The sequence below is a fragment of the Mesorhizobium sp. WSM4829 genome (genome assembly GCF_055811475.1).
On sequence record NZ_JBVVQJ010000002.1, the window covers coordinates 294,731 to 317,629 of the forward strand.

The 22,899-nt window shown below is 62.6% G+C and carries 20 protein-coding genes; 10 read left to right on the forward strand and 10 right to left on the reverse strand.

The genetic code is table 11. The annotated features are described in order from the left end of the window. Positions 1–221: 221 nt before the first annotated feature. The 3 genes from AC0L17_RS03700 to AC0L17_RS03710 all read right to left on the reverse strand — a co-directional run bounded on the left by AC0L17_RS03700 (position 222) and on the right by AC0L17_RS03710 (position 5,448). Positions 222–3,377: an efflux RND transporter permease subunit gene (locus AC0L17_RS03700; RefSeq protein WP_473514806.1), complete on the reverse strand. Its 3,156-nt coding sequence runs from the start codon at positions 3,375–3,377 to the stop codon at positions 222–224. 248 nt (positions 3,378–3,625) lie between these two features. Continuing rightward, positions 3,626–4,765, reverse strand: a complete 1,140-nt coding sequence (locus AC0L17_RS03705; RefSeq protein ID WP_413468478.1) for an efflux RND transporter periplasmic adaptor subunit — start codon at positions 4,763–4,765, stop codon at positions 3,626–3,628. A gap of 74 nt (positions 4,766–4,839) precedes the next feature. Then, complete coding sequence (locus tag AC0L17_RS03710; protein ID WP_091599945.1) at positions 4,840–5,448, reverse strand: TetR/AcrR family transcriptional regulator; 609 nt, start codon at positions 5,446–5,448, stop codon at positions 4,840–4,842. A 229-nt stretch (positions 5,449–5,677) separates the two neighbouring features. Between AC0L17_RS03710 and AC0L17_RS03715 the strand changes: the two genes are divergently transcribed. Further along, positions 5,678–6,031, forward strand: a complete 354-nt coding sequence (locus AC0L17_RS03715) for a VOC family protein (RefSeq protein ID WP_091599833.1) — start codon at positions 5,678–5,680, stop codon at positions 6,029–6,031. A 70-nt stretch (positions 6,032–6,101) separates the two neighbouring features. Then, positions 6,102–6,995, forward strand: coding sequence for a PhzF family phenazine biosynthesis protein (locus tag AC0L17_RS03720; RefSeq protein WP_473508857.1), 894 nt, complete (start codon positions 6,102–6,104; stop codon positions 6,993–6,995). A 163-nt stretch (positions 6,996–7,158) separates the two neighbouring features. Here the strand turns inward: AC0L17_RS03720 and AC0L17_RS03725 are convergent, their stop codons facing one another. Beyond that, positions 7,159–8,682 (reverse strand): MFS transporter, encoded by a 1,524-nt coding sequence (locus AC0L17_RS03725; RefSeq protein ID WP_473508859.1) that lies wholly within the window; start codon positions 8,680–8,682, stop codon positions 7,159–7,161. A gap of 83 nt (positions 8,683–8,765) precedes the next feature. Between AC0L17_RS03725 and AC0L17_RS03730 the strand changes: the two genes are divergently transcribed. Continuing rightward, positions 8,766–9,014, forward strand: a complete 249-nt coding sequence (locus tag AC0L17_RS03730) for a VOC family protein (RefSeq protein WP_473514807.1) — start codon at positions 8,766–8,768, stop codon at positions 9,012–9,014. A 301-nt stretch (positions 9,015–9,315) separates the two neighbouring features. On the opposite strand, the gene AC0L17_RS03735 is transcribed toward AC0L17_RS03730, so the two are convergent. From AC0L17_RS03735 to AC0L17_RS03745, 3 genes are read right to left on the reverse strand one after another with little or no spacing between them, the layout of a single operon-like run. Beyond that, positions 9,316–10,953 (reverse strand): acyl-CoA synthetase, encoded by a 1,638-nt coding sequence (locus tag AC0L17_RS03735; protein ID WP_473508863.1) that lies wholly within the window; start codon positions 10,951–10,953, stop codon positions 9,316–9,318. 58 nt (positions 10,954–11,011) lie between these two features. Next, positions 11,012–11,341, reverse strand: coding sequence for a type II toxin-antitoxin system RelE/ParE family toxin (locus AC0L17_RS03740; RefSeq protein ID WP_473508865.1), 330 nt, complete (start codon positions 11,339–11,341; stop codon positions 11,012–11,014). 2 nt (positions 11,342–11,343) lie between these two features. Next, positions 11,344–11,589 (reverse strand): type II toxin-antitoxin system ParD family antitoxin, encoded by a 246-nt coding sequence (locus AC0L17_RS03745; RefSeq protein ID WP_077381476.1) that lies wholly within the window; start codon positions 11,587–11,589, stop codon positions 11,344–11,346. A 137-nt stretch (positions 11,590–11,726) separates the two neighbouring features. Between AC0L17_RS03745 and AC0L17_RS03750 the strand changes: the two genes are divergently transcribed. From AC0L17_RS03750 to AC0L17_RS03765, 4 genes are all read left to right on the forward strand, one after another. Further along, positions 11,727–12,692: a sugar-binding transcriptional regulator gene (locus AC0L17_RS03750; protein ID WP_473508867.1), complete on the forward strand. Its 966-nt coding sequence runs from the start codon at positions 11,727–11,729 to the stop codon at positions 12,690–12,692. Positions 12,693–12,772: 80 nt separating this feature from the next. Next, positions 12,773–14,827, forward strand: a complete 2,055-nt coding sequence (locus AC0L17_RS03755; RefSeq protein ID WP_473508868.1) for a bifunctional aldolase/short-chain dehydrogenase — start codon at positions 12,773–12,775, stop codon at positions 14,825–14,827. Positions 14,828–14,932: 105 nt separating this feature from the next. Then, a complete protein-coding gene (locus tag AC0L17_RS03760; protein ID WP_413468400.1) occupies positions 14,933–15,193 on the forward strand; it encodes a type II toxin-antitoxin system ParD family antitoxin in 261 nt (86 codons plus the stop codon). Next, the gene (locus AC0L17_RS03765) at positions 15,186–15,473 is read left to right on the forward strand and encodes a type II toxin-antitoxin system RelE/ParE family toxin (RefSeq protein ID WP_091599850.1); all 288 of its coding nucleotides are present in this window, start codon (positions 15,186–15,188) and stop codon (positions 15,471–15,473) included. Before AC0L17_RS03760 ends, AC0L17_RS03765 begins: the two co-directional genes overlap by 8 nt. Before the next feature lie 88 nt (positions 15,474–15,561). Here the strand turns inward: AC0L17_RS03765 and AC0L17_RS03770 are convergent, their stop codons facing one another. The 3 genes from AC0L17_RS03770 to AC0L17_RS03780 form a co-directional block, all read right to left on the reverse strand. Further along, positions 15,562–16,617 (reverse strand): substrate-binding domain-containing protein, encoded by a 1,056-nt coding sequence (locus AC0L17_RS03770; RefSeq protein ID WP_473508870.1) that lies wholly within the window; start codon positions 16,615–16,617, stop codon positions 15,562–15,564. A 62-nt stretch (positions 16,618–16,679) separates the two neighbouring features. Next, a complete protein-coding gene (locus AC0L17_RS03775) occupies positions 16,680–17,699 on the reverse strand; it encodes an ABC transporter permease (RefSeq protein ID WP_473508872.1) in 1,020 nt (339 codons plus the stop codon). A gap of 35 nt (positions 17,700–17,734) precedes the next feature. After that, positions 17,735–19,261 carry a sugar ABC transporter ATP-binding protein gene (locus AC0L17_RS03780; RefSeq protein ID WP_473508874.1) on the reverse strand — a complete coding sequence of 509 codons (1,527 nt, stop codon included), beginning with the start codon at positions 19,259–19,261 and terminating at the stop codon, positions 17,735–17,737. Positions 19,262–19,396: 135 nt separating this feature from the next. On the opposite strand from AC0L17_RS03780, the gene mtnK reads away from it, so the two are divergent. The 3 genes from mtnK (at position 19,397) to AC0L17_RS03795 (ending at position 22,886) form a co-directional block, all read left to right on the forward strand. Continuing rightward, a complete protein-coding gene (gene mtnK / locus AC0L17_RS03785) occupies positions 19,397–20,668 on the forward strand; it encodes an S-methyl-5-thioribose kinase (protein WP_473508876.1) in 1,272 nt (423 codons plus the stop codon). After that, positions 20,665–21,756 carry an S-methyl-5-thioribose-1-phosphate isomerase gene (gene mtnA / locus AC0L17_RS03790; RefSeq protein ID WP_473508877.1) on the forward strand — a complete coding sequence of 364 codons (1,092 nt, stop codon included), beginning with the start codon at positions 20,665–20,667 and terminating at the stop codon, positions 21,754–21,756. The genes mtnK and mtnA overlap by 4 nt, the downstream gene beginning before the upstream one ends. A 302-nt stretch (positions 21,757–22,058) precedes the next feature. Beyond that, positions 22,059–22,886 (forward strand): phosphogluconate dehydrogenase C-terminal domain-containing protein, encoded by an 828-nt coding sequence (locus tag AC0L17_RS03795; protein WP_473514808.1) that lies wholly within the window; start codon positions 22,059–22,061, stop codon positions 22,884–22,886. Positions 22,887–22,899 lie beyond the last annotated feature (13 nt).

A 22,899-nucleotide genomic window follows, 5' to 3' on the forward strand; every position in this document is an offset into this window, starting at 1 on the left:
GATTAATTATCGATCTCGGCGCCGCCCCTCATCGCCCTGCCGGGCCCTTCTCCCCGTATAGTGACGGGGAGAAGGGGCTGGCCGCACGCTCGGCGCTTTTTTGCAGCGCTGGAGATTGGCGAAATCCTTTGCGCAGGCGTCCTTCTCCCCGTCACTATACGGGGAGAAGATGGCGGCAGCCAGATGAGGGGCGGCGCCAACCTGCGCGATTGCCTCGACCGCTATTCGGCCGCCAGGGGCAGTTGCGGCTGGTCATCGTTTTCCGCCAGTTTCGGCTCGGCGGCCGGCGCCGCGTCCTCGACCTTCTTGCGCTCCCGGCCGAAGAACAAGGCATAGCCTGCCGGAAGGACGAGGATGGTCAGCACCGTGGCAACGAGGATGCCGCCCATCATGGCATAGGCGAGCGGCCCCCAGAAGACGCCGCGCGAGATCGGGATCAGCGCCAGGACCGCCGTCAGCGCCGTCAGCATGATCGGCCGGAAACGGCGGACTGCCGAGCCGATGATGGCCTCCGAGCGTTCCATGCCGGCTGCGATGTCCTGGTCGATCTGGTCGACCAGGATGATCGAGTTGCGCATGATGATGCCAAGCAGCGCGATGACGCCGAGAATGGCGACGAAGCCGAACGGCGCGCCACTGATCAAAAGTGCCGCCGCAGCACCGATGATGCCGAGCGGACCAGTCGCCAGCACCAGCATCGCCTTGCCGAAATGCTGCAGCTGGATCATCAGCAGCACGACGATGACGGCCAGCATGATTGGAGCTTTCGCAGCAATCGAGGCCTGGCTTTCGGCCGAATCCTCGGCGCCGCCCTGGATCTCGATGTTGTAGCCAGGCGCCAGACCGTCCCGCAGGCCCTGCATCTCGCTGTACATCTTCATGACGACATCGTTCGACTGCACGCCGTCCGGCAGCGTGGCGCGCACGCTGATGGTCGGCAGACGGTCGCGGCGCCATTCGACACCTTGCTCCAGCACCGGGACGACCTTGGCGACCTGCGACAGCGGCACGAAGCCACCGAAATCCGTCGGGACAGAGATCGAGTCGACCGCCGACAGCAGGTGGCGGCTTGCCTTCGGCTCGCGAGCGACGATCGAAACCGTCTCCTCGCCATCACGGAAATCATCGAGCGGCGCTCCCGACATGGTCGCCTGCAGCATCTGGCGGATGCGCTGCGAGGTGACGCCGAGCGCACGGGCGCGATCCTGGTCGATCACCAGCTTCATCTCCGGCACCGGCTCGAGCCAGTCGTCGTGGACGGCGCCGAGCAGCGGATTTGCCTGGAACTTCGCCTTCACCTCGTCGGCGATGCGGCGCACCTCCTGGCGATCCGGGCCCATGACGCGCATCTGCACCGGCCAGCCGGTGGGCGGCCCGAGGAACAGGCGGTCGACCTTGGCACGGACCGACGGGAAATCCTCGGCCAGAATGGTGCGCAGCTTGACGATCAGCCGTTCGCGGGCCGGTTCGTCATTGGCCATCACCAGAAGCTGGGCAAAATTCGGATTGCGGAGCTGCTGGTCGAGCGGCAGGAAGAAACGCGGAGCGCCCTCGCCGATATAGGTGGCGATGAAGCGCTTGTCCTTGTCGTCCATCATCCTGGTTTCGAGCGCCTTGGCCTGCGTCTCGACTTCCTTGATGCTGGTGCCTTCCGGCAGCCAGAGGTCGACAAGGATTTCCGGACGCGACGACTGCGGGAAGAAATTCTGCGGGATGAACTGGAACGCCCACAGGCTGGTGACGAAGGTCACCAGCGTCATGACCAGCACGATGATGCGGTGGCGCACGGACCAGCTGACGGTGGCGCGAAGCCGGCGATAAAAGCGCGTGTCGAAGACATCATGATGGCTGCCGGCGTGTTTTCGCTGCTTGAGGATCATATGACCAAGCCACGGCGTGAAATAGACCGCCACGAACCAGGAGACGACCAGCGCGATGCCGACGACGTAGAACAGCGTGCGCACATATTCGCCGGCCGTCGAAGCCGCGAAGCCGACCGGGATGAAGCCGGCGGTGGTGATCAGCGTGCCGGTCAGCATCGGGAAGGCCGTCGAGGTGTAAGCGAAGCTCGCCGCCTCGATCTTGACCATTCCTTCCTCGAGCTTGCGTTCCATCATTTCGACGACGATCATCGCGTCGTCGACAAGCAGGCCGAGCGCGATAATCAGCGCGCCAAGCGAAATGCGCTGCAGATCGATGCCGATCTCGTACATGATGGCGAAGGTGGCGGCCAGAACGAGCGGAATGGTGATTGCGATCACCAGACCCGAACGCCAGCCGATCGTCAGGAACGAAACGACAAGCACGATCAGCAGCGCCTCGCCGAGCGCCGTCATGAACTCGCTTACCGCGTCCCGCACGACTTCCGGCTGGTCGGCGATCTGATCGACTGAAACGCCGTAAGGCAAGGCCTCTTCGAAGCGGTGATAGGTCGCCTCGACCTCCTTGCCGACATCGGTGACGTTGAAGCCCTTGGCCATGACGACGCCGACCTGGACGCTGTCCTGGCCGTTGAAGCGGTATTTGCGCTGATAGGGATCCTCGAGACCTGTGGTCACGGTTGCGATGTCGCCGAGGCGCGTCACCTGATTGCCGGCGCGCAGGCGAAGTTCGCGGATGTCGGCTGCCTCCGTCACGCTGCCCTCGACCGAGATGCGCACAGAGCGCTGGCCGGTGTCGACCGAGCCTGCCGGATCGACATTGTTCTGGCCCTTGATCGCGTTCTGCAGATCGGTGAGTGTCAGGCCGCGCTCGGCAAGCACCTTGGACGAAACGTCGATATAGAGTTTTTCCGGCTGGTCGCCGATGATCACGGCCTTCTCGACGCCGGGCGTGGTCAGCAGCATGTCACGCGCCTGGATGGCCAATTTCTTCAGCTCGGGATAGCTGTAGCCATCGCCGCTGATCGAATGCAGGGTGATGAAAGTGTCGCCGAATTCGTCGTTGAAGTAAGGCCCAAGCAGCCCCTGGGGCAGCTCATTGGCGATATCGCCCACCTTCTTGCGGACCTGGTAAAAGGCATCCGCGACCTGGGTCGGATTGGTGTCGCCTTCCACCTGCAAGGTGATGATGGCGCTGCCGGCGCGCGTATAGGAACGGACGAAATCGAGATGCGGCGTTTCCTGCAGCTTGCGCTCTATCTTGTTGACGACCTGGTCCTCCATCTCCTGGATCGAGGCACCGGGCCAGACCGCCTGGACGACCATGACGCGGAAGGTGAAATCCGGATCTTCCTTCTGGCCCATGCGCATCAGGCCGAGCGCACCGGCAACGATGATCAGGCCGAACAGGAACCGCGCAATGCTCGGGTGCCCGATCGCCCAGCGCGAAAGATTGAAGGGCCGTTTTTTATTGGTGTCGGTGGTGTCGGTGGTCATAGCGCCAGTCCATCTGTCTGATCGTCAGCGCACGCACATGGCATGCCCACGGAGCTTCTAGTGCTGGCTTCCGGGCGGCGAGGCTTTCCGAGCGGAGAGACACTCATCGCGGTGGGGCGCCAGGATCGATGTCGGGGGGTACATCGACCTGACGTCTCGACAATCGGGCGCCTGCCGCCCGGAAACCGTGAACCGCTTGACCTCGCGGCTTGCGCCGATGCGAGGAAAAGCCGTTTTCTGCCTGGCCGTCAGCGCACGCGCTTGACGGCGTCGCCATCATCGTCCGCCGATGCGGACTGTTGCACCGCATCGCCGGCCAGCTTGACTTTCAGATTTTCGGTCATGAATTGCGTGCCCGCCGCAACGACGACATCGCCGGGTTTCAATCCTTCGGCAACATGCACGCCGTCGGCGGTGAACTCGGCGACCTTGATCGGACGCGCATGGACGGTCTCGCCGTTGCGGTCCACGGTCCAGACGATCTGCTGGCCGTCCTTTTGCGCCAGCGCGCTCAACGGGATCGATACGCTTTGCAGGCTGTTGTTGGCGGCCGAAGCCTCGATATTCGCGGTCATGCCGAGAAGCACGCGCGGATCGCTGGGCAGGCTGACGCGAACGGCAAAGGTACGCGACTGCTGATCGGCGCTGCCGGCGACTTCACGGACCTTGCCGTCGAGCGTCAGCGCTTCGTCGGACCAGAAGCTTGCCTTGACGTCCTTGCCCGGCTTGAACTGGGCGATATCCGTTTCCGGCACGGCGATCAGCACTTCCTTTTCGCCATCGACGGCAACGGTCACAACCGGCGTGCCGGAGCCGACCACCTGACCGACATCGGCGGTGACTGACGTGACGATGCCATTCCTGTCCGCCTTGAGGTCGGTGTAGAGAACCTGGTTCTTCGCCTGGTCAAGCGCTGAACGGGCGGAATTGCGGGTGGCGACCGCCTGATCATAGCTGAGCGTCGCCTGTTCGAGCTGCGATTTCGAGGAGAACTTCTTGGCAAACAGCTGTTCGGCACGACGGCGGGCAAGGCCCGTTGTCTCGACCTGCCGCTCGGCGGCCTCGAGGCTGGCCTCGGCGCTGTTGACCGAAAGGTCGTAGTCGGCGGGATCGATGCGGGCCAGAACGTCGCCCGGCTTGACGCGCTGGCCGATGTCGACCAGGCGCTCGGTGATCTTGCCGTTGATGCGGAAGCCGAGATTCATCTCGGTGCGGGCACGCACCGATCCGGAGTAGGAGAGCTCACGGGTATCGTTCGCCTTGGCGATCTCGACGACCTTGACCGGCCGGACGATGTCCTTGACTTCCACTTTTTCTTGCGAGCAACCGGCGAGCCCAAGCGCCGCGACGACGACCAGAGCCGGACCAATGGCCGGCAGCCTGTTCATGATGGATTTGGACAAAGACACTTGCGTACTCCCGAACTGGAGATGGATTGTCGACGCCCGGCGGACGCCGCCGGTCATTTCTTCAAGGCCCTGATGGCAAACTCGATAAGCTCGTCCGGCATCGCCCGGTTGTTCTTGGCAAGGCACTGGGCGACCATCTGCGGGTGACACAGGGTGATGATAGCGGCGCCGAAACACCGCGAAGCGACTTCCGGGTCCTGGTCGGCAAACTCGCCGGCCGCGATTCCCTCGCGGATCACCTCCTCGACCAAGCCGCGGATCCTGTCGATATGCTTCTCGATGACATGCCAATCGCGCTCGATGGCGACGACGACCATTTCGTGCACCTTCTCCTGGTCGAGCATGGTGTCGCGGGTCCACTGATAGTGCGTTTGCACGTAGCGGCGCAGCCTGTCGCTGGCCGTTCCGGGACTATGGCAGGCGTCGTAGGTCAGTTGGTAGCAGGTAGCGAGCATACGGCCGCACACCGCCTGGTGGATTTCGACCTTGGAGGCGAAGAAACGGTAGATGTTGGCCGTCGACATGCCGAGTTCACGGGCTATGTCGGCGACATTGGTCTTGCCGTAGCCGTAGTGGCGGAACAGTCGCTCTGCGCAATCGAGGATGCGCGCGACATTCTCCTGCCGGACCAGGTCAGCCGTCGTGTCGAGGGTGTCATGCATCATGTATCAGTAGCTCATTACGAGTGACGAATTTTGAATTTCGTCACTCGTAATTCGAAATCGCCCGCCTGTCAACAGGTGATGTTAACCTTTCTGGGCGACCGGCGACACCTGTTGATACAACCTGGGCGTGAACAGCGTTAACGAAGCCTGCTGCGGGTCCCCGCAGCGCAGCAATGCGTTATCATCGAAGCTGTGGAGATACGCCAAGCTGTGAAGGAGACATGGAATGACCGTGCTGCGCATCGTCTCGAACATCGCAACAGACAGCATTCCGGATGTTCGGAAGTTCTATACCGACTTGTTCGGGCTCGATGCCGTCATGGATCACGGCTGGCTCGTCACGCTGGCGTCCAGCGAAACCACCGTCCCCCAGATCAGCATCGCCAGCCAGGGCGGCTCAGGCACCCCGGTGCCTGATCTGTCGATCGAGGTCGACAATGTCGACGCGGTTTATCTTCGCGCAAACGAGATCGGTTGCAGAGTGGTCTATGATTTGACCGACGAACCGTGGGGCGTAAGACGCTTCTTCATTGCCGACCCGACCGGCAAGCTGCTCAACGTGCTCTCGCATCTTCGGTAGAGATTGTTCTTTCGGTAGAGATTGTTCTGCAAACTGAACGGGCCCAATTGCGGTTCTCGGAGGAAAAACCATGAGCAGAACAATTCCATTTCATTTCGTCGATGTCTTCGCGGTAGAGCCGCTGACCGGCAATTCCCTTGCGGTGGTCGATGGCGGTGACGAGTTGGCGCTCGAGCTGATGCAGAACATTGCCCGTGAGTTCAACCAGTCCGAGACCACTTTTGTCCTGCCGGCGACCCGGGCGGACGCCGATTGGAAATTGCGCTCTTTCACGCCGAAAGGCGTGGAGGTTTTCGGCGCAGGCGGCCACAACACGCTAGGGGCCTGGTGGTGGCTCGCTGCGGCGGGGCGGCTCGAGCTGGGCGATGGCCCGACATGGTTTCACCAACAGATCGGCGACTTGGTATATCCATTGGCCATCTGGCAAAGCCAGGGAAAACTCGAAAAGATCATTATGCGGCAAGAAGCCCCAGTGGCCGGCCGGCAGATCTCAAACCTTGGTGCCCTTGCCGCGGCACTTGGCCTAAATACTGAAGAAATAACGGACGTCGTGCCTTGCCAGGTGGTCTCGACCGGTGCTGCCCATCTCCTTGTGCCAATCCGCGATCGCCAAGCCGTTGACCGGATTTCGCCTGATGCCAAACAGCTTTTCGACCTGCTCAACCAGATCGGCGGGGAAGGCTGCTACGTCTTCTCACTCGATCCACGGCAGCCCGAAACCACGGCGTATGCACGGTTTTTCAACCCGACTGTCGGCATTGCCGAGGATCCGGCAACCGGTACGGCGGCTGGTCCGCTCGCCGCACATCTGGTTGCACACGGTGTTGCGCAGCCCGGCGTCATCAAGGTCAAACAAGGCACGGCGCTCGGACGTACCAGCATCATCGAGGTCGATGTCGATGCCGGCTCGGTGAGCGTGTGTGGACGTGGCATCGTGGTGGCGAGCGGGGCGTTTTCGATCTAGTCGCTGACCGCGGCGGCCTTTGCGCCCATGGCCGAGAAAGGGTCTCGTCTTGACCTCCAGGCGATAGTCCGAAAATCGGCATGGGTTTCCTCCTCTGTTCCGTGTCGTGCTTAGGCCTCAGGGGTCGGTTGGTGTCGCAGCTTTTGCTGGCTGCTGCCCAGCCTCAGACCTGCCCCCGTACTTTTTGCAACAGGACCCCCGCAAGGATGGCCGCAGCCAGCGCCACCAACGCGCAGATACCGGCCGTCATCTGGAACGCCTGAGTGAACGCCTCCCGCGCTTTGCCGAGTAGATCGGAACCGAGCGTCTCCGGTAAGGCGATTGCAACTGCGACGGCGCCTCCAAGCGTGTCCTTGGCAACGCTGATTTCTTGTGCGGACACCCCATCCGCGACCATCCCGGTCACGCCGCTGCGATAGATGGCGGTGACGATGCTGCCAAGGATCGCGATGCCGAGCGCGCCGCCCAACTCACTGCTGGTTTCCGCGAGGCCCGAGGCCGCACCGGCTTGCCCGGGTTCAACGGTGCCCACGATGAGGTCGGTGGCCAAAGTGAACACCGGTGCAAGGCCCAGGGAGAAGACGCTGTAGCCTGTGACGATGACCGCGAGATCGGCTCGGCCGCCACTGCGGGTGAGAATAAGGAATCCCACTGCCGCGAGCGCAAGGCCGGCAGCCATCACATAGCCCGGGCGAGCCTTACCGACCGCGATCGGCGTCAGCATCGAACCGGCGATGAAAGCGATGGCGGAAGGCACCGTCCAAAGGCCCGCTACAAAGGGTCCCATCCCGAGCACCAGCTGCAGATATTGCGCGATGAAGAGAAACGAGCCGAACGCGACGAAGAAGCCGAGAACGTTGACCGCCAATGAAGCGCTGAAGGCGCGCGAGCGAAAGAGCCGCAGATCGACCAGGGGATTTTTCAGCCGTGGTTGACGCAAGACGAAAACGGCGCCGACAGCCGCGCCGAAGACAATGGCGAAGGCCGCCGCCAGGCCGAATCCATGTTCGGCGATTTCCTTGATGCCGTAGATCACCGAAAGCACCGCGGCAAGTGACAGCGCGGCGCTCAAGATATCGAGCCGACCCGCTTCTGGATCGCGATACTCGGGCAGGACCATCGGACCGAACACCAGCAGCGCGACCATGACCGGTACGGCCACGAGGAACACGGAACCCCACCAGAAATAGCTCAGCAGGATGCCCCCGACCAGCGGGCCGATGGCAGCGCCCGCGGAGAAGCTGGCGATCCAGACGCCGATCGCAACCGTGCGCTCCCTCGGATCGAGGAACATGTTGCGGATCAACGAGAGGGTGGACGGCGCAAGCGTGGCCGCGGCAATCCCGAGCAGCGCACGCGAGACGATCAACATTTCGGCGCTTGTGGAGAACGCCGCGAAGACCGAAGCAATTGCAAATGTCACCGCGCCGATCAAAAGCAATCTGCGGCGGCCGATGCGGTCGCCCAGCGTGCCCATCGTGATCAGGCATCCGGCAAGCAGAAAGCCATAAATGTCCACGATCCACAGAAGTTGCGAACTCGAAGGCCTCAAGTCTGCGCTCAATCGCGGCACAGCCAAATTCAAGACCGTCAGGTCCATGGAATAGAGCAGGCAAGGCAGCGCGATAACCGCGAGCCCCATCCATTCGCGCCGTGTAGCCCTGGGGCCCCGCTCCGCGTTCTCCATCAGAATGCTCCTCCTGCTAGATCTTCTTTCGTCGAGTCGGTTCTGTATCGAGGACGATCGGGAGGCACTCGATCCGACACGGAGTGATCTTTTTGCTCCGTTCAGCCGATCCAGCTGCTGCAAGGCACGTTGTTGAGTGCGGCTCAGGCACCCCGGTGGCTGATCTGTCGATCGAGGTCGACAATGTCGACGCGGTTTATCTGCGCGCGAACGAGATCGGTTGCAGAGTGGTCTATGATTTGACCGTAAGACGCTTCTTCATTGCCGACCCAACCGGCAAGCTGCTCAACGTGCTCTCGCATCTTCGGCAAAAAAATTGTTCACAATACTGAACGGGCCCCCATTGCCGGTTCCCGGCATGAGCGGCGGCTCAGGCTAAATTCTGATCTGTCGTGATCCTTCGCGCCCCCCTCTGTCCTGCCGGACATCTCCCCCACGAGGGGGGAGATTGGCGGTTTTAGCGCCCAGCTAGTCCTGCAATGTTGAAAGTCGGCGAAAGCGGCGATGACAGCCAATCTCCCCCCAAGTGGGGGAGATGCCAAGTTTTGGCAAAGAGGGGCAGGACAGAGGGGGGCGCTGTCCCGCTGCCATCAAACGCTCTGCACCGTCGTGACGCCGACGGTCCTGATCCACCTACCCCTTAACCATCGCCCTCAGCCTGAACTTCTGGATCTTGCCGGTTGAGGTCTTCGGGATTTCGGCGAAGATCACCGCTTTCGGCAGTTTGAAGCGGGCGAGCAGCGCGCGACAGTGGTCGATGATCTCGGCCTCGGTCGCCGTCCTGCCCGGCTTCAGCTCGACATAGGCGACCGGCACCTCGCCCCATTTGTCGTCGGGCCTGGCAACGACGCCGCAGGAGGCGACGGCGCCGTGCTTGTAGAGCGCCTCCTCGACCTCGATCGAGGAGATGTTCTCGCCGCCGGAAATGATGATGTCCTTGGAGCGGTCCTTGAGCTGGATGTAGCCGTCGGGATGCATGACGCCGAGGTCGCCCGAGTGGAACCAGCCGCCGGCGAAGGCCTCGTCGCTCGCCTTGCGGTTCTTCAGATAGCCCTTCATGACGATGTTGCCGCGGAACATGACCTCGCCGATCGTCTCGCCGTCGGCCGGCGTCGCCTCCATCGTCTCGGGGTCCATCACCGTCAGATCCTCGAGCGCGGCATAGCGCACGCCTTGCCTGGCCTTCCTCGCCGCCTGCTGTCCCTTCTCCAGCCCATCCCACTCGCCATGCCATTCGTTGACGACAGCCGGGCCATAAGTCTCGGTCAGGCCATAGAGGTGGGTGACGGCAAAACCCGCGTCGGCCATGCCCGACAACACCGCTTCCGGCGGCGGTGCCGCGGCGGTGTTGAAGGTGACCGTCTGCGGAAATTGCCGCTTGTCCTCGTCGCTGGCGTTGATCAGCACCGACATCACCACCGGCGCGCCGCACAGATGGGTGACGCCGTGGTCGGCGATGGTGTCGTAGATCGGCTTCGGCCGCACCCAGCGCAGGCAGACATGGGTGCCGGCCTGCACGGCCAGCGTCCACGGAAAGCACCAGCCATTGCAGTGGAACATCGGCAGCGTCCACAGATAGACCGCATGCTTGCCCATGCCGGCATGGATGGTGTTGGCATAGGCCATCAGTGCCGCACCGCGATGGTGATAGACGACGCCCTTCGGATTGCCTGTCGTGCCGGAGGTGTAGTTGAGCGAGATCGCGTCCCATTCGTCGTCCGGCATCGACCAGGCGAAATCCTCGTCGCCGCCCGCGACGAAGGTCTCGTAATCGAGCGAGCCGATCCGCTCGCCCTTGGGATAAGGGGCGTCAGTGGCGTATTCGGGATCGTCATAGTCGATGACCAGCGGTTTTACCCTGGCCAGCGCCAGCGCCTCGCTGACGACATTTGCAAACTCGCGATCGATGACCAGCACCTTGGTTTCGGCATGGTCGAGCTGAAAGGCGATGACGGCGGCATCGAGGCGGGTGTTGAGCGAATGCAGCACCGCCTTGGTCATCGGCACGCCGAAATGCGCTTCCAGCATCGGCGGGGTGTTGGACAGCATGACGGTGACGGTGTCACCCTTGCCGATGCCGCGCCTGGAGAGCGCCGAAGCAAGCTTCAGCGACCGCCGCCAGAAATCGCGATAGGTCGTGCGCTGGCGACCATGGATGATCGCGACATGGGCGGGAAAGGTCCTTGCCGCCCGCTCCAGATAGCTGAGCGGCGTCAGCGGCTGGTGGTTGGCTGGATTCCTGCCGAGATCCTGTTCGTAGGGATTGCCCATCCCGTCCTCCCCATGTTTATCGAACGCTTCGGCACGCTGGCGAGCGAGGCCGCCTCAGCTACTCCTGGCGCCCCTGCCCGCCTTCGCCTTCTGACCATAACGCGTTGATGTCGCGATGCCCTTCGATGATGTTCGCCACCTCAAAGCAATCTCCATTATAGCGGAAGAAAATGACGTATCCCCGGAAAGCGAAACTCCGGATGTCCGGCCGGAGATCGGGGCGAGCACGACCGAGCGTCGCCTGCAAGCTCGCCAGATCACGGCATTTCTGGCGCAGAGCATCCACAAAACGGCGGCCAAGCACCAGGCTGCCGCTTTCGCGAGCGACGTATTCAAAGATATTGACCAAATCTGTCTGTACCGACGGCAACATACGCAGCCGTGGCACTCCTAGAAGCCTTCCTTTGCGAGTTGCTCAGCCTTGGCTTCCACAGCCGCGTCAATGTCCTGCTCGGTCGCTTCGCCGTCGTCAGCAAACGACTTATCCAGCATGGCGCGTAGCGCCTTTAGCTTTTCCTCGCGTTCTTCGACCAGGCGCAAGCCTTCGCGCACGACTTCGCTGGCAGAACCGTAGCGGCCCCGCTTGACAATGTTGGACACGAAAGTTTCCCAGCGCTCACCCAATGATACGTTCATTGTCAGGCCTCCTGTTCAGTTTTTATCCCGATAACAAAAATGGCGCAATCACTGGCATCGACAATGCCCGCAGTTCACCAAGATTCCACAATTTGACTTTTGTCGACAGCCGTGAATAATGTCAGCGAGGAGATGGCATGGCGATCCGACCGGCAGAACAGCTTATCCATAAGGCCGCCTGGCTCTACTATGCCCACGGCTTGCGCCAGGACCAGGTCGCCAGCCAGCTCAAGATTTCCCGCGCCTCGGTCGCCATGTATCTGCGCAAAGCGCGCGAGACCGGCATCGTCAACATCTCGACCTCGACCCAGCTTTTCACCGACGACGTCATGGCGCGCAAACTCGAAGACGCATTGAAGCTCGATGCCGTCTGGATAGCGCCGGAAAACGGCCATGTCGCCGATCCGTCGACCGACATCGCGGTGCTGGCGGCCAGCGTCTTTCTCGAATTGATCAAGAAGGGCGATCGCATCGGCGTCGCCTGGGGAAGGACCATCTATACGATCGCCGACATCATGTCCTATGCCGATCTGCAGGATGTCACGGTGGTGCAGCTCTGCGGCAATCTGGGAGCCCCCTATTCCTACCGCCCCGACCAATGCACCATGGAAATCGCCCGCCGGCTCAATGCCAAGGGACTCAATTTCTATGCGCCGCTGGTGCTGACGACAGAGGAACTGGCGCGCGGCCTGCGCGACGAGCCGGTGATCCGCGAGCAGTTGTCGGGCATCAGTGCGTGCAATCTGGCGCTTTACTCAGTCGGCACCGTCGACGCCGACAGCCATGTCGTCAAATGCGGCGCGCTGACTGCCAGCGAAATGGAGGTGCTGCGTCGTGCCGGGGCTGCCGGCGTCATCGCCGGTCAGATCATCGACGCGCAAGGCAAGGCGCTCGACTGCAGCTACAACAGGCGGATCATTTCGGCGGAGCTGTCATCGCTGCGCAAGATTGAAAAGCGCCTCGTGGTGGTGCAGGAGGACAGCAAGTTCGGACCGCTGGTGGCGGCGATCGCGGGTCGGCTATGCACGCATCTGGTGGTCGGCGCCCGGATGGCGCGACGGCTGCTCGACGATGCCGGACCGGCAGCAGAAAAGGTCGCCTAGAGAACACAAGCCGCGGACGCATTGTCATCAAGGCGTCGCGGCATTCCTGTTTCACAACAAAACAACCGGACGAAGCGAACATGAAGAACCTGTGGAATGACGGCGACGCGGAGAAGCTGGTTGCCGACTATGCAACAAAGGGTGTGGCCCGCGACCTGGCGCTGCGCGTCTACACGACCAGGCTTCTGGGCGGCGAACCGCGGCTTGTCCTGCATGGCGGCGGCAACACATCGTGCAAGACAAAGGCCATCGATCTCGTCGGCGACGAATGGGACGTGCTCTGCGTCAAGGGCAGCGGCTGGGACATGGGCATCATCGAGCCGCAGGGCCTGCCGGCGGTCAAGCTCGGCGCGCTGCTCAAGGCGCGGTCGCTCAAAAAACTCTCCGACGAAGACATGGTGGCGCTGCAGCGGGTGAACCTGATCGATCCGTCTTCGCCCAACCCTTCAGTCGAGACACTGCTGCACGCCTTCCTGCCGCATAAATTCGTCGACCATACGCACTCGACCGCGATCCTGGCCATTGTCGACCAAGACGACAGCGAGGCGCTGAGCAAGAAGGTTTTTGGCAATAAGATGGGGTTCGTGCCCTACATCATGCCGGGATTCGACCTGGCGAAGGCGGCTGCCGATGTCTTCGACGCCGACCCGACGGTCGAAGGCCTGATCCTCGACAAGCATGGCATTTTCACGTTCGGCGACGACGCCAAGCAGGCTTACGACCGGATGATCCATTATGTTGATATCGCCGAGGATTTCATCGCCAGCCACGGCAAGCCGCGCAGCGAAAAAGCTGCCTTGCCGGCCAGGCTGGCGAGGCCTGCGGAGATTGCGCCGATGCTGCGCGGTGAGGTGGCGGTAGCGCGCGGCGAAGGCCGCTTCGACCGTATGATCAGCGATTTCCGCACCTCGGACGCGATCGTCGATTTCATCAATTCGGCTGACATTGCCGACTATGCCGGGCGCGGCGTGTCGACGCCCGACCTGTCGATCCGCATCAAGACCGGACCGATGGCGCTGCCGGCGCCCGACGCGGACAAGATCGGCGACTACAAATCCGTCATTCGCCAGCATGTCGAAAACTTCGCTAGGGACTATCGCGCCTACTTCGAGACCAACGACGCGCTCGACGACGTGAAGCGCACTATGCTCGACCAGATGCCACGCCTGACGCTGGTGCCGGGGCTCGGCATGTTCGGCCATGGCCGCACGCTGAAGGATGCGAAGATTGCCTCCGACGTCGGTGAAATGTGGATCGAGGCGGTGCGCGGCGCCGAAGCAATCGGCGATTTCCATCCACTGTCCAAGGCCGACCTTTTTCCGCTCGAATACTGGTCGCTGGAACAGGCCAAGCTCGCCGCCAACAAGCCGAAGCCGCTGACCGGCCAAATTGTGCTGGTCACCGGCGGCGCCGGCGCGATCGGCGCCGCCACGGCAAAGCTGTTCGCCGACAATGGCGCTCATGCGGTCGTCGTCGATCTCGACGCGGCGAGGGCGACGGAGGCGGCAAAAAAGGCCGGCAACGGTTCGATCGGCGTCGGCGCCGACATCACCGACCCGGCGCAGATGCGCGCTGCCTTCGACAAGGCGGTTGCCGTCTACGGTGGCCTCGACATCCTCGTCTCGAATGCCGGTGCGGCTTGGGAAGGCAGGATCGGCGAACTCGACGACGCCACTTTGCGCAAGAGCTTCGAACTCAATTTCTTCGCCCACCAGTCGGCGGCGCAGAACGCAGTGCGCATCATGCTCGAGCAGGGCACCGGCGGCGTGCTTTTGTTCAACACCTCCAAGCAGGCGATCAATCCGGGTCCGAAGTTCGGCGCCTATGGCATGCCAAAGGCGGCGACGCTTTTCCTGTCCAGGCAATATGCTGTCGACTACGGCGCCCACGGCATCCGCTCCAATGCGGTCAACGCCGACCGCATCCGTTCCGGGCTGTTGACCGACGCGATGATCGCCAGCCGTTCGAGCGCCCGCGGGGTCTCGGAAAAGGAATATATGGCGGGCAATCTGCTCGGGCAGGAAGTGACGGCCGAAGACGTCGCCCAGGCCTTCCTGCATCAGGCGCTGGCAGAGCGCACCACCGCCAATGTGACGACGGTGGATGGCGGCAATATCGCGGCGGCGCTGCGGTAGCTTGGAACTTTGCCATTCTCGCGGTGAGAGATCACCGGAGAATCCTAACAAAGATTGTTAGACCTTGTGAGATATGATACATGGCCAAGCATGAAAACCCATCCCATGCGCACCCTTACCATATCCCTCACCCCGCAACAGGCGGCCCGCCTGCAAAGCGCTGTCGAAGGCGGGGGATATGCCTCTAACAGCGAGATTGTCCGCGACGCTCTGCGCCTGTGGGAACAGCGCGAGGAATTGCGCGCCTTGGAGTTGGAACACTTGAAGCGGGCCTATGCCGACGGCATGGCCAGCGGCAAGCCGGTGGAAGTCGAACCCGCCGAGTTCATACGCGGTTTGAAGGCAGAACGCCGCGCCCGTGGCTAGATATCGGCTCACGCCGCGCGCCTCGCAAGATTTGCGGGATATTTGGCACACTATCGCAATCGAGAATGAAAAGGCAGCCGACAAGCTGCTTATGCGCATTTTTGACAAACTGGAGCTGGCGGCGGAGCACCCCAAGATGGGCACAGCCAGGCCAGAGTTGAGTGTGACGGCCCGCGTGCTCATCGAGGGCCGCTACATCGTCATCTACGAACCGCAGCTGGAAGGCATCCTGGTCGTGGCGATCGTCCACGGGATGCGCGATCCGGAGCACTGGCTGTAAACCACGAGCCTGACGGAGCAGGCATTCAGACCTGGAAAAGAGCGGCCCGCCCGCGAGCCGCTCTTCCCTTGGGCCTGCGATGGTACGCTTATTTGGCGTTCGGGTTCGGCATCCAGGCCGGCATCGCGACATCGGCATGGGCGAACTGCGGCAGCTTGGCCGAGAGGTCTTCCATGTTCTTGATGTCCTTGTCGATCAGGTCCTTCTGGCTGATCAGCGTCGGCGGCACGATGACGTTTTGACCGGGGTCTTCGCCGGCCAAAAGCTGCGCCAGCGCGCGCACCGAAACCTGGCCGACGACGGCCGGGTTGGTGGCAGCCGTCGCCGCCCAGGCGCTGTCGGGCTCGCGCATCGCGGCGATGTCGGAGGTCGAGATGTCGGCCGAATAGATCTTGATGTCCTGTGACAGGCCGGCCTCGTCGACGGCGATCTTCACCCCCTTGGCGAATTCGTCAAAGGGCGCGAACATCACTTTGATGTCGGGGTTGGCCGACAGCACCGAACGGGCCTGGTTGGCGACGGAATTGGCGATCGGGTTGTCGAGCGCGCCGAACATCGCCGCCTCTTTGATGCCGGGATATTTCTTCTTGAACTCGACCCAGGTCTCGTTGCGGCGGTCGAGCGGCGCGATGCCGGCGACATAGACGTAGCCGGCCTTCCAGCCCTCGCCATTGTCCTTGATTGCCTGCTCGAGAGCGAGGCGTGCAAGGTCGCGGTCGGACTGCTCGATCTGCGGTATTTTGGGGTTCTCGAGGTTGACGTCGAAGGCGACGACCTTGATGCCGGCGTCGACCGCGCGCTGGGCGGCTTCCTTCATCGATTCCGTCAAGCCGTGCTGGATGATGATGCCCTGAACGCCGAGCGCGATGGCCTGGTCGACCATGTCCGCCTGAAGGGCGGCATCCTGACGGCTGTCGAGGACGCGCAGATCGACGCCAAGCGCCTTGGCCTGCGCTTCTACACCGGACAGATAGGCCTGGAAGAAGTCGCCGGTCGAGAGATAGCGGACCAGCGCGATCTTGACGGCGCCGGGCTTGTCGAACGGCGCCGGCCTGTCCTGCGCCATCGCCGGGACCTGCATCAGCAGCGCAGCACCGGCAAGCCCGATTGCTGCCTTCCCCAAAACTCTTCTTGTGATCTTCATGTTGTCTCCTCCACTTGTTGAATTCAAATTTCAGCCGGTCGAAAATCCTGTCCGTCGAAATCCTACCTGTTGCCCCTGTCGGAAAGGGCGAAGGTGAAGACCAGGGCAACCACGAGAACCACGCCCTTGATGAAATCCTGCGTGTAATAGGGCGCGTTCATCATCGTCAGGCCCTGCAGCAGCACGCCGACAAACACCGCGCCGACAGCCGTGCCGAAGGCGTTCGGCTTGGCGGCGCCAAGAACCGCGTAGCCGATGAGTGCCGCAGCCACTGCGTCCAGCAGGAGATTATTACCCGAGGCGATGTCGCCGCGTCCAAGCCGGGCAGCGAGCAAAATGCCGCCGATCGAGGCAAAAACCCCTGAAATAACGTATGCCCAGATTTTGTATGCCTTGACAGGCGCGCCGGCGAGTTCGGCAGCCCGTTGGTTGCTGCCGACCGCATACATCATGCGGCCGAAACGGGTGTATTCGAGAAAGAACCAGATCAGCACCGCAAGCACGAGCAGGACGACGACCGAAACCGGGATGAGGTTGGGGATGAAGAAATCGAAGCGGTGGCGGCCGAGCGCCAGGAAGCCGGCGCCGAACGTGCCGTTGGCGACCGAGCCGTCAGGCATCGTCATGCCGGTGGCGATCGAGCGGCCCTCGGTCGGGATTCGCTGCAAGCCGACGAGCAGGAACATCATGCCGAGCGTCGCCAGAAGGTCCGGTACACGCATATAGACGATCAGCCAGCCATTGATGAGGCCGACGATGACGCCGATCGCGAGACAGGCGACAACCGCGACGACAGCGTTCTGCTCCAGCACCACCATGACATAGGCGGCCGCCATCATGGCGCTGGTGGCGACGGAGCCGATCGACAGGTCGAAGCCGCCGACGACCAGGGTGGCGGTGACGCCGAGCGCCAGCACGCCGGTGATGGCGACGGACTGGAAGATGAAGACGGCGCTCTGCGGCGAGACGAAGCCATCGGCGGCGATGGCGAAATAGGCGATCAACCCGAACAGCAGAACGATGAAGCCATAGCGGATGGCATGGCCGCGCGCGGCTGCCATCCTTACCCAACCCGAACTCATGCCCTCTCCATTCCACGTCCCATTATCTGCCCGCCTCACGCTGCGCTGTGCAGCGGCCCGCCCGCCACTTCGGCCAGCAGGCGATCGAGGTCGATGTCGGCGTTGCGATGCTCACCGACGATTGTCTGCTCCGACATCACCAGGATGCGGTCGGCGGTCTCCAGCGCCTCGTCGAGCTCGGTGACGAACAGCAGCGTCGCACGGCCGTTGGCGCTCGCCCGCAGCTTGGCCGCGATATCGCGCCTGGCTGAAATGTCGACGCCCTGAAACGGCTCGTCCAGTATGAACAGTCTTGCCGCCTGCGACATCCAGCGGGCGACCATCACCTTCTGCTGGTTGCCGCCGGAAAGCGCTGACATTTCGTCCTTCTCCGAGCGGCAGACGATGCCCAATTCCTTGATCTGCCGGCGGGCGGTGGCGCGCTCGATGCGGCGCTTGAGAACGCCCAGACGCGACATCCGCCTGTGAAACGGCAGGCTGATATTTTTCTGGATGTTGAAGTCGCCGACGATCCCGTTTTCGCTCCGGTCCTTGGCGACGAGAAACACGCCGGCGGCGATCGCCTCGCCTGTCGACCCCGGTGCATAGGCTTTGCCGTTCAGCACCATGGTGCCGGACAGCGGCTTGCGGACGCCAAACAGCGTCTCGGCGAGCGCTGTCTTGCCGACGCCGACGAGGCCGGTGATGGCAACGACTTCGCCGTCGCCGAGCGTCAGCGAGATCGGCCTGGAACCTTCGGCAATGCGCAACCTGTCGATCGTCAGGACAGGCCTGGCCGAATTCCTGGCGACGATCCGCTCGAGGTGGATCTTGCGGCCGAGCATGGCGTTGACCGCGCCTTCATAATCGAGCGGCTTGCTGTCGAAGACGCCTGAGACGACGCCGTCGCGCATCGAGACGATCCGGTCGGCAAGCCGCCTGATGTCGGACATGCGGTGCGAGATGTAGAGGATGGCGACGCCCTGCTCGCGCAGCCTGTCGAGCAGCGCGAAAAGCCGGTCGGCCTCGGCGCTGGACAAGGATGAGGTCGGCTCGTCGAGGATCAGCACCTTCGGCTGATGCGCCATGGCGCGGGCAATCGCCACCATCTGGCGATCGGCCAGCGAGAGATCGCTGATCCGGGCCTTCAGGTCGATCATCAGCCCCATGCGGTCGGCAACCGCCTTTGCCTCGCGGCGCACCCGGCCCGGATTGAACAGGGTCGGCGCGCCGCTGCCGCTCAGCCTGTCGAGCGTCAAATTGGTGGCGACGTCGAGATCGGCGACGACACCGTCATTGATGTTCTGATGAACGGTGACGACGCCGGCGCGGATCGCCGCCGCCGGCGTTTTCGGCGCGAAGTCGTGCGGCGCGAAGTTTTGGCCGGCAAGGCTCATCGTGCCGCCGCCGCGCTCGTAAACGCCGCTGATGATCTTGACCAGGGTGGATTTGCCGGCGCCGTTGGCGCCCATCAGCACGGTCAATTCACCGGCATGCAAATCGAGCGAGACGCCGCCAAGCACCTCGATAGGGCCGAAGGATTTCCTCAGGCCGTCGACGCGGAACACGGCATCATTGCCCATTCGTTCCTCCCTGGCGACGACGCTATGGGCTGTTCCGGCAATTGTCAACACGATTGACAATTGCCAGAGGGCTTCCTAGCTTGGACCAACCGTGATGGCTCCACTAAGATGAGAGCACGTAAACGGGAGGTGAGGATGACTGGGAAATTGCCGTTCGAAGCACTGTCGGTCGAAACACTGGCGGCCCGCCTCGGCGCCAACGCGGCGCTGTGCTCGCATATCGGCAAGGACACGAGCCGCTGGAAGGTTCGCGAGGTCGGCGACGGCAATCTGAACCTGGTGTTCATCGTCGAGGGTGCGCAGGGTGCGGCCGTCGTCAAGCAGGCCCTGCCCTATGTCCGCCTGGTCGGCGACAGCTGGCCGCTGCCGCTAAAACGCTCCTTCTTTGAATATCACGCGCTGACCCGGCAGCAGGCGAGAGCGCCCGGTTCGGTGCCGGCGATCCATCACTTCGACGAAGGCCAGGCGCTGATCATCATGGAGTACCTGTCGCCGCACATCATCCTGCGGCGGGCGCTGATCGAGGGCCGGCAACTGCCCAACATCGCCAGGGACATCGGCCTGTTCATGGCCCGCACCCTGTTTCGCGGCTCCGACCTGCATATGGCGACCAGGGATCGCAAGGCCGATCTGGCGCTGTTCGCCGACAATGTCGAGCTTTGCGACATCACCGAGAACCTGGTGTTCTCGGACCCGTATTTCGATGCCAAGATGAACCGGCATACGAGCCCGCAGCTCGACAGCATCGTTGCAGAATTGCGCGCCGACCGTGACCTCAAGGTCGAGGCGCAGCGGCTGAAGCACATTTTTGCGGCCAATGCAGAGACGCTGCTGCACGGCGACCTGCATTCCGGCTCGATCATGGTCACCGAGACAGAAACGCGGATGATCGATCCCGAATTCGCCTTCTACGGCCCGATCGCCTTCGACGTCGGCATGCTGCTCGCCAATTTCTGGATGGCGTTCTTCTCGCAGCGTGGCCACGAGCAGAACGGGAAGCGCGACACCATGCGCGCCTATCTGCTCGACGTCACGGTCGACACATGGTCGGTGTTCCGCAGCGAGTTCTCGCATCTGTGGCGAACCGAGCGCACCGGCATGCTCTACCAGAAGAGCCTGTTCGAGGATCAGGGCGACAGGCTTGGCGCCGAACAGGCGCTCGACCACATGCTGCACCAGGTGTGGACCGACATGCTGGGCTTTGCCGGCGTCGAGGTGCACAGGCGCATTCTGGGCCTCGCGCACAATGCCGATTTCGAGACCATTGCCGACGCCGATCTGCGCGCCACATGTGAGGCAAAGGCGCTGAAATTCGGCCGTCACATCGCCGTCAACCGGCGCCAGATCCACAGCATCGACGAGGTCAACAAATTGGCCGCACTGATCGAACGGGAGAACAGGATTTGAATGTCGGCGACCGCCACTACCGCACCATCTGGCTGAGCGACGACGGCCGTTCGGTGGAGATCATCGATCAGCGCTGGCTGCCGCATGATTTCCGCGTCGAAAAAGTCGACACCGTTGCCGGCATCGCCACGGCGATCCGCGACATGTGGGTGCGCGGCGCGCCGCTGATCGGCGTCACCGCCGCCTATGGCGTCGCCATGCAGATGGCCGACGACCCTTCGGATGCGGCACTCGACGGCGTCTGGGAGGTCTTGCACGAAACCCGCCCGACCGCGATCAATCTGCGCTGGGCGCTCGATGAGATGCGCAATTTGCTGCGGCCGCTTCCATCAGGACAGCGCGCCGAGGCGGCTTACCGGCGCGCCGGCGAAATCGCCGACGAGGATGTCGGCCTCAACCGCGCCATCGGCGTCAACGGGCTTGAAATCATCAGGGAAATCGCAGCACGCAAGCAACCGGGCGAGCCGGTCAACATCCTGACCCATTGCAATGCCGGCTGGCTGGCCACCGTCGACTACGGCACCGCCACGGCGCCGATCTATCTGGCAACGGAAGCCGGCATTCCCGTTCATGTCTATGTCGACGAAACCCGCCCGCGCAACCAGGGCGCCCAGTTGACCGCATGGGAGATGGCCGGCCACGGTGTGCCGCATACACTGATCGTCGACAATGCCGGCGGCCATCTGATGCAGCGCGGCCAGATCGACATGGTCATCGTCGGCACCGACCGCACCACCGCCGACGGCGATGTCTGCAACAAGATCGGCACCTATCTGAAGGCGCTGGCCGCCGCCGACAACGACGTGCCGTTCTATGTCGCGCTGCCGTCGCCAACCATCGACTGGACGGTGGGTGACGGGCTGGCCGAAATCCCGATCGAACAGCGTTCCAGCGACGAGGTCTCACTGGTCTGGGGTAAGACCGCGAGTGGCGAGATTGCGCAGGTCCGCATCTCGCCGGAGACGACGCCCGCGGCAAACCCGGCCTTCGACGTGACGCCGGCGCGGCTGGTCACCGGATTGATCACCGAGCGCGGCGTCGCCAGGGCGTCGCGCGACGGCTTGAAGGCGATGTTTCCCGGACGCTGATGGATCCTGCTCCCACGGATACTGCTGAGACGGTTGGCAGCGGACCCTAACTATCAAGACTGACGGCTCGCCGGAACCCTGAAAAGACCCGGCCTCGCCGGCAATGCCAAATGCGATGTCGATCCACCACATGATCCGACAAGGCCGCCACCAGCTGGCGCAGCCGACGGCGCGGGGCTGCGGAATTGGCTCTCGTGAACGCGTTCGTCCCAAACGGGTTGCCAATCCATGGTAGTGTGATTATACCAGTTACTAAGGTGACGATCGGCAGGGTCATCGTTGAAGATCAGGAGTAGGGCCAGATGACTACGATTGCGCTGTTTGGTGCCGGCGGCAAAATGGGTTACCGCCTGTCGACCAATTTTCGTGGCTCTCCCTACAGCATACGCCATGTCGAGGTCAGCGACGCCGGCCGCGAGCGGCTGAAGACCGGGCTGGGCCTCGACGCGGTCAGCGCCGATGAAGCCCTGAACGGCGCCGAGGTGGTAATCCTGGCGGTTCCCGACACCCATATCGGCAAGGTCGCGGCCAGCATCGAGGGCAAGCTTGCGTCCGGCACAATGGTGGTCGTGCTCGACGCCGCAGCGCCTTTCGCCGGTCATTTGCCGAAGCGGCCGGACCTGACCTATTTCGTCACCCATCCCTGCCATCCGCCGATCTTCAACGACGAGACCGACATGGCGGCCAAGAAGGACTATTTCGGCGGCGTCAAGGCCAAGCAGCATATGGTCAGCGCACTGATGCAGGGACCGGAGGAGGATTTCGCCAAGGGCGAAGCGATCGCCAAGATCATCTGGGCCCCGGTGATGCGGTCGCATCGCGTCACCGTCGACCAGATGGCGCTGCTTGAGCCGGGCCTTTCGGAGACCGTCTGCGCTTCGCTGCTGGTCGTCATGAAGGAAGCGGTCGACGAGGTCGTCGCGCGCGGAGTCGACCAGCAGGCCGCGCTCGACTTCCTGCTTGGCCACATGAATGTGCTCGGCGCCGTCATCTTCGGCGAGACCAAGGGGGTGTTCTCCGACGCCTGCAACAAGGCCATCGAGTTCGGCAAGCCGGTGCTGATGCGCGACGACTGGAAGCGGGTCTTCGAGCCGGAAGAGATTGCAGCGAGCATCCAGCGCATCACCTGAAGGCGCAAGCCAC

Bases quoted from the DNA above. Each gene is read 5' to 3' on its own strand.
- AC0L17_RS03700 (WP_473514806.1), bottom strand. From the start codon at position 3,377: ATGACCACCGACACCACCGACACCAATAAAAAACGGCCCTTCAATCTT.
- AC0L17_RS03705 (WP_413468478.1), bottom strand. From the start codon at position 4,765: ATGAACAGGCTGCCGGCCATTGGTCCGGCTCTGGTCGTCGTCGCGGCG.
- AC0L17_RS03710 (WP_091599945.1), bottom strand. From the start codon at position 5,448: ATGCATGACACCCTCGACACGACGGCTGACCTGGTCCGGCAGGAGAAT.
- AC0L17_RS03715 (WP_091599833.1), top strand. From the start codon at position 5,678: ATGACCGTGCTGCGCATCGTCTCGAACATCGCAACAGACAGCATTCCG.
- AC0L17_RS03720 (WP_473508857.1), top strand. From the start codon at position 6,102: ATGAGCAGAACAATTCCATTTCATTTCGTCGATGTCTTCGCGGTAGAG.
- AC0L17_RS03725 (WP_473508859.1), bottom strand. From the start codon at position 8,682: ATGGAGAACGCGGAGCGGGGCCCCAGGGCTACACGGCGCGAATGGATG.
- AC0L17_RS03735 (WP_473508863.1), bottom strand. From the start codon at position 10,953: ATGGGCAATCCCTACGAACAGGATCTCGGCAGGAATCCAGCCAACCAC.
- AC0L17_RS03745 (WP_077381476.1), bottom strand. From the start codon at position 11,589: ATGAACGTATCATTGGGTGAGCGCTGGGAAACTTTCGTGTCCAACATT.
- AC0L17_RS03750 (WP_473508867.1), top strand. From the start codon at position 11,727: ATGGCGATCCGACCGGCAGAACAGCTTATCCATAAGGCCGCCTGGCTC.
- AC0L17_RS03755 (WP_473508868.1), top strand. From the start codon at position 12,773: ATGAAGAACCTGTGGAATGACGGCGACGCGGAGAAGCTGGTTGCCGAC.
- AC0L17_RS03760 (WP_413468400.1), top strand. From the start codon at position 14,933: ATGCGCACCCTTACCATATCCCTCACCCCGCAACAGGCGGCCCGCCTG.
- AC0L17_RS03770 (WP_473508870.1), bottom strand. From the start codon at position 16,617: ATGAAGATCACAAGAAGAGTTTTGGGGAAGGCAGCAATCGGGCTTGCC.
- AC0L17_RS03775 (WP_473508872.1), bottom strand. From the start codon at position 17,699: ATGAGTTCGGGTTGGGTAAGGATGGCAGCCGCGCGCGGCCATGCCATC.
- AC0L17_RS03780 (WP_473508874.1), bottom strand. From the start codon at position 19,261: ATGGGCAATGATGCCGTGTTCCGCGTCGACGGCCTGAGGAAATCCTTC.
- mtnK (WP_473508876.1), top strand. From the start codon at position 19,397: ATGACTGGGAAATTGCCGTTCGAAGCACTGTCGGTCGAAACACTGGCG.
- AC0L17_RS03795 (WP_473514808.1), top strand. From the start codon at position 22,059: ATGACTACGATTGCGCTGTTTGGTGCCGGCGGCAAAATGGGTTACCGC.